The 6,363-nt window shown below is 72.3% G+C and carries 1 protein-coding gene; it reads left to right on the top strand.

What is annotated here, in order from left to right:
• Window positions 1-46: 46 nt before the first annotated feature.
• A partial coding sequence (locus ABZ434_RS35875; RefSeq protein WP_359146246.1) for an amino acid adenylation domain-containing protein occupies window positions 47-6,363 on the top strand: 6,317 nt, incomplete at its 3' end.

The following is a 6,363-nucleotide window of genomic DNA, read 5'->3' as shown; positions in this document are numbered from 1 at the left end:
CCTGGACACCGCACTCCAGCCCGCAGCCCCAGGCATCCCCGGCGAAATGTATGTCGCGGGCCCCGGACTGGCCCGCGGCTACCTCAACCGCCCCGCCCTGTCCGCCGAACGCTTCGTCGCCGACCCGTACGGCACCCCCGGCACGCGTATGTACCGCACCGGTGACCTCGCCCGCTGGACCACCGACGGCGAGATCGAATACCTCGGCCGCGCCGACCACCAGGTCAAGATCCGCGGACACCGCATCGAACTCGGCGAGATCGAAACCGTCCTCACCGCACTCGACAGCGTCACCCAGGCAGCTGTCATCGTCCGCGACGACCGACTCATCGCCTACCTCGTCGCCACCCCGGGCACCGGGCCCGACACCACCACGGCACGCACCCACGCAGCCGGCGCCCTGCCCGACTACATGGTCCCCGCCGCATTCGTCACCCTCGACGCACTCCCCCTCACCGCGAACGGCAAGCTCGACCGCAAGGCCCTGCCCGACCCCGAGTTCACCGCTGCCGCCCACAGCCGCGCCCCCAGAACGCCCCAGGAAGAACTGCTCTGCGCAACCTTCGCCCAGGTCCTCGGCGTTCCCGAGGTCGGGATCGACGACAGCTTCTTCGACCTCGGCGGCGACAGCATCATGTCCATCCAGCTGGTCAGCCGCGCACGCCGCGCCGGGCTGACCATCTCGGCCCGTGACGTCTTCGAGCACAAGACGGTCGAGGGCCTCGCGGCGGCGGGCGCCGTCGCCGGTCGGGGTGCCGATGAGGCCGCGACGGCCGAGGAGCTGCCCGCGGTGGGTGAGCTGGCGCTCACTCCCGTCATGCACTGGCTGGCGGAACGCGGGGGCTCCATCGACCAGTTCAACCAGTCGGTCGTCCTGCACACTCCCTCCGAGCTGGACGAGCAACGTCTGTGTGCCATCGTCCGGACGCTGCTCGACCACCACGACGCGCTGCGCCTGCGGATGCACCCGGCCGAGACGCCCGGGGGCTGGTCCCTCGAGACAACGGCCCCGGGCACGGTGGCAGCGGACTCCTGTGTGCGACGTGTCGACGCGTCGCGGCTGGACGACGACGCACTCCGGGCGGCCCTCTCCGCCGAGGGCGAGGCGGCCAGGCGCCGCCTCGACCCGCGCGACGGTGCCATGGTGCGTGCCGTGTGGTTCGACCGGGGTCACGAGCGACAGGGCAGACTGCTGCTGGTCGTGCATCACCTCGCCGTCGACGGGGTGTCCTGGCGCATCCTGGCGGAGGATCTGGCGGAGGCCTGGCAGGCCGTGTCCGAGGGGCGCGAGCCCGGACTCGCTCCGGTGGGCACGTCGTTCCGCAGCTGGGCACGGAAGCTCACGGAGGCGGCGCTGGCTCCGGCACGGGAGGAGGAGCAGGGGCTGTGGCAGGCGACGCTCACCGGACCCGACCCGTTGCTCACCGACCGCGCGCTCGACCCGGCACGTGACACCTTCGCCACTGCGCGGAGCCTGGAGCTGCGGCTTCCCACCGACATCACGGAAAGCCTCCTGGGGGCCACCCCCGCCCGGTTCCACGCGGGCATCGAGGACGTCCTGCTCGCCGGGTTCGCGATGGCCGCCACCGAGTGGCGGCGCCGCCACGGCAACCCGGCGACCGCTGACGTACTCGTCGACCTCGAAGGACACGGGCGTGCGGAGCAGATCGCTCCCGGTGCGGACGTGTCGCGCACCGTGGGGTGGTTCACCAGCATCTATCCCGTGCGGCTGGCCCCCGGTGCGTACGACGCCGTGGGTGCGCGGGCCGGCGGCCCGGCCGTCGGGACGGTACTGAAGCGCATCAAGGAGCAGTTGCGAGCCGTGCCGGACAAGGGCATCGGCTACGGGCTGCTGCGCCACCTCAATCCGAGGACGGCACCCGCGCTCGAAGCGGGCGCCCGCCCGCAGCTCGGCTTCAACTACCTCGGCCGGTTCACGCCGGGCGCGGTCACGGCCGGCAGCCGTGTCGCGGACTGGACGATGGCGCCGCTGACCGGCGCCGGCGAGGACCCCGCGCTCGCCCTCGCCCACACGGTGGAGGTCAACGCGGCCACCCACGACGGCCCGCACGGACCGGAGCTGGTCGCCACCTGGACCTGGGCGGGCGAGCTGCTCGACGAGGAGCGGGTCCGGGAGCTGGCCGACGGCTGGTTCCAGGCGTTGGGCGCACTGGCCAGGCACAGCGCGGTCCCCGGGGCCGGCGGTCTGACGCCGTCCGACGTGCCGCTCGCGGAGGTGACCCAGTCCGAGATCGAGGCCCTGGAGGCCGAGGTGCGGGCGGGTGGCACACCGGAGCCCGCGCGCTCGGGCGACGAGGCGGCCCTTCCGGAAGGGGCGCGGCTCGTCGACGTACTGCCGTTGTCGCCCTTGCAGGAGGGCCTGTTCTTCCACAGCGCCTACGACGGGGACTCCGAACCCGATCTCTACACCGCCCAGTTGGCCTTCGACATCGAAGGCTCGCCGAATGTGGCGGCCCTGCGGACGGCCGCACGGATGGTCCTGGACCGGCATACGGCACTGCGGTCCTCGTTCCGCAGGACCGCGGCGGGCCGGCCGGTGCAGGTGGTCGTCGCCGATGCGCCGCTGCCATGGCGCGAGGTGGATCTGACGCACCTGCCGGAGCCGGAGCGCGCGGCGGATGCGGCGGAGATCCTCGAAAAGGAATACCGGGAACGATTCGATCTCGCCCGGCCGCCGCTGCTGCGCTACGTCCTCATCCGGCTCGCCGCCGACCGTTGGCGGCTGGTCCTGACCAACCATCACATCGTGCTCGACGGCTGGTCGCTCCCGATCCTGGTGCGGGAACTCCTGGGCTTCTACGCGGCACCGGGGAGCGCCGACCAGCTGCCCCGGGTACGTCCCTACCGTGACTATCTGGGCCGCCTCGCCGCCCAGGACCAGGACGCAGCGCACGAGGCCTGGCGGCAGGCCCTGTCCGGTCTCGAAGGCCCGACTCTGGCGGGGCCGCCGCAGTCGGGTCCCGGCAGCGCTCCGGAACGGGTCGAGCTGGCCCTCTCCGAGCGGGCCACGGCGGCGCTGGCCGCCCAGGCCCGGTCGTGCGGCGTCACTCTGAACACGATGGTGGAGGCCGCCTGGGCGATCGTCGTCGGGCAGCTCACCGGGCGTGACGACGTGGTCTTCGGTGTCACCGTGTCCGGCCGGCCGGCGGATCTGGCCGGGGTCGAGGACATGGTCGGGCTGTTCATCAACACCCTGCCGCTGCGGGCCCGGATCAGCCCCGGTGAGAGCGTGGCCGGCTTCGTGCGCCGCATCCAGCGGGACCAGGCGGCCCTGCTCGAGCAGCAGCACACCGGCCTGGCCGAGATCCAGCAGCTGATGGGTCTGGGTGCGCTCTTCGACACGTCCATGGTCTTCGAGAACTATCCGCTCGACGCCGCCGCCCTCGGCGATCTGGCCGGTGCCTCGGGCCTGCGTCTGTCCGGGGCCACGAACCGCGACGCGACCCACTACGCGCTCGCCCTGGTGGCTCTGCCCGGCAGCGCGCTCGCGTTCCGTCTCGACCATCGGCCCGACGTCTTCGACGGGGCGGCCGCGCGCACGATCGGTGAGCGCTTCGTACGGGTCCTGGAGAGCATCGCCGAGGAGCCCGGCACACCGCTCGGCCGGATCGAGGTGCTCACCGCCGCGGAACGGGACCGGCTCGGCACGGACTGGAGCGGGCCCGCACGCGAACTGCCCGCGTCGACCCTGCCGGAGCTGTTCCGCGCCCAGGCACTTCGCACCCCTGACGCGGAGGCTGTCGCCTTCGAGGGCGACGTACTGACGTACGCCCAACTCGATGAGGCGTCGGACATGTTGGCGCATCGCCTGAGGTCTGCCGGGCTCGGACCGGAACAAGCGGTGGCCGTATCGCTGCCCCGCTCCGCCGAACTCGTCGTGACGATGCTCGCCGTTCTCAAGTCCGGTGCCGCCTACCTGCCGGTGGACCCGGACTACCCGGCCGACCGGATCGCCTACGTGCTCGACGACGCGGCACCGGGGCTCCTGATCACCACGAGTGCGCTGAGCGGCCGGCTGGGATCACCCAGCGTTCCGCGACTGCTGACGGACGCACCTCACGAGCCGTCCGCCGGACACGCCGTGCACGGTTCCGCCGCTACGCCGGAAACCTCGCCCGAGCCCCGGCACCCGGCCTACATCATCTACACCTCCGGCTCCACCGGCAGGCCCAAGGGTGTCGTCGTCTCCCACGCCGGGCTGCCGGGCCTGGCCGCCTCGCAGATCGACGCGTTCGCCGTCGAACCGGGCAGCCGCGTTCTGCAGTTCGCCTCGCCCAGCTTCGACGCCGCGGTGTCGGAGATCTGCATGGCGCTCCTGGCCGGTGCCTGTCTGGTGATGGCGCCGCAGGAGCGGCTCATGCCGGGCGCGCCGCTGGCCGCTCTGCTCGTCGAGCAGCGGGTGACGCACGTGACGCTGCCCCCGTCCGCGCTGCCGTCCCTCCCCGACGACGCCATGGCTTCGGTGCGGACCCTTGCGGTCGCGGGCGAGAGCTGCCCGGCCGACCTGGTGGGCCGCTGGTCCCGCGGCCGGCGCATGCTCAACGCGTACGGGCCGACCGAGGCGACCGTCTGCGCCACCATGAGCGAGCCCCTGACCGGGAACGTGGCGCCCCCGATCGGACGTCCGATCGCCAACACGCGTACCTACGTGCTCGATTCAGCGCTGCGCCCGGCTCCCCGAGGTGTCGAGGGCGAGCTGTACATCGCCGGCCCCGGACTGGCCCGCGGCTACTCCGGCCGCCCCGGCCTGACGTCGGAGCGCTTCGTCGCGGATCCGTACGGCGCGCCCGGCGACCGCATGTACCGCACCGGCGACCTCGCCCGCTGGACCGACCGTGGAGAGCTCGAATACCTGGGCCGCGCGGACGACCAGGTCAAGGTCCGCGGCTTCCGGATCGAACTGGGCGAAGTACAGACCGAGCTGGACCACGCCCCCGGCGTGGCACAGAGCGCCGTGATCGTGCGGGAGGACCGCCCCGGCGACCGGCGCCTCGTCGCCTACGTCGTACCCCTCGCGCGGACGGTCGTCGACCCGAAGGCGCTCCGCACGCAGCTGGCCCGGCACCTGCCCGCCTACATGGTCCCGTCCGTGTTCATGGAGGTCGGCGCACTGCCGCTGACCGCTAACGGCAAGCTGGACCGCAAGGCCCTGCCCGCGCCGGACTTCTCCGGCCACACGACCGGACGCAGGCCCCGCTCCCCGCAGGAGGACATCCTCTGCACGCTGTTCGCCGAGGTGCTGGGCGTGCCCGAGGTGAGTATCGACGACAGCTTCTTCGACCTCGGCGGACATTCGCTGCTGGCGACGAGGCTGATGAACAGGGTCCGCTCCGTCCTGGGCGTGGAGGTCGCGGTGCGGCGCCTCTTCGAGGCACCGACGGTGGCCGGTCTGGCCGCAGCGCTCGGCTCGGCGGACGGATCCCGCCCGGCCCTCACCGCACGGGCGCACCCTGAGCGGATCCCGCTGTCCTTCGCCCAGCAGCGCCTCTGGTTCCTCAACCGGTTCGAGGGGCCGAGCCCCACCTACAACCTGCCTACGGCGCTGCGCCTCACCGGCACTCTGGACCGCGAGGCCCTGAGGGCCGCACTGGTGGACATCGTGACCCGGCACGAAAGCCTGCGTACGGTCTTCGTCGAGGAGGCCACGGGCGCACATCAGGTGGTGCTGGACCCGGCCGCGGTACGCCTGGACCCCGTCGTCGCACGCGTCGAGGAGGGCGAACTCACGGACCGGATCGCGGAGGCGGTGCGCCACGGCTTCGACCTGGCCACCGAACTCCCGCTGAAGGCGTGGCTGTTCGAGGTCGCTCCGGAGGAGCATGTGCTACTCGTGCTGATCCATCACATCGCCGGTGACGGCTGGTCGATGGGTCCCCTGGCGCGTGACCTCACGACCGCGTACGCGGCCCGCACGGCAGGCCGGCCGCCGGCCTGGGCGCCGCTGCCGGTGCAGTACGCCGACTTCACCCTGTGGCAGCGCGAGGTGCTCGGCTCCGAGGACGACCCGGAGAGCGCCCTGTCACAGCAACTCCTCTATTGGCAGGACACGTTGGACGGGCTGCCGGCCGAGCTGGAGCTTCCCACCGACCGACCGCGCCCTGCTCGTTCGACCTACCGAGGTGACGCCGTCCCGCTGGAGACCTCCGCCGAGTTGCATCGGCGGGTGGAGGAGGTGGCTCGGGAGCATCAGGCGAGCCCGTTCATGGTGGTGCAGGCGGCCTTGGCCGTGCTGTTGTTCCGGCTGGGTGCCGGGGAGGACGTCCCGATCGGTTCGCCGGTGGCGGGTCGTACGGACGATGCGCTGGAGGATCTGGTCGGGTTCTTCGTGAACACGCTGGTCCT

Origin of the sequence: Streptomyces sp. NPDC005761, from assembly GCF_040630635.1 — a bacterium.
Lineage (GTDB): Bacteria > Actinomycetota > Actinomycetes > Streptomycetales > Streptomycetaceae > Streptomyces.
Note: the sequence above shows the minus strand (reverse complement) of the source record. Positions and strands in the feature narration are given on the sequence as shown.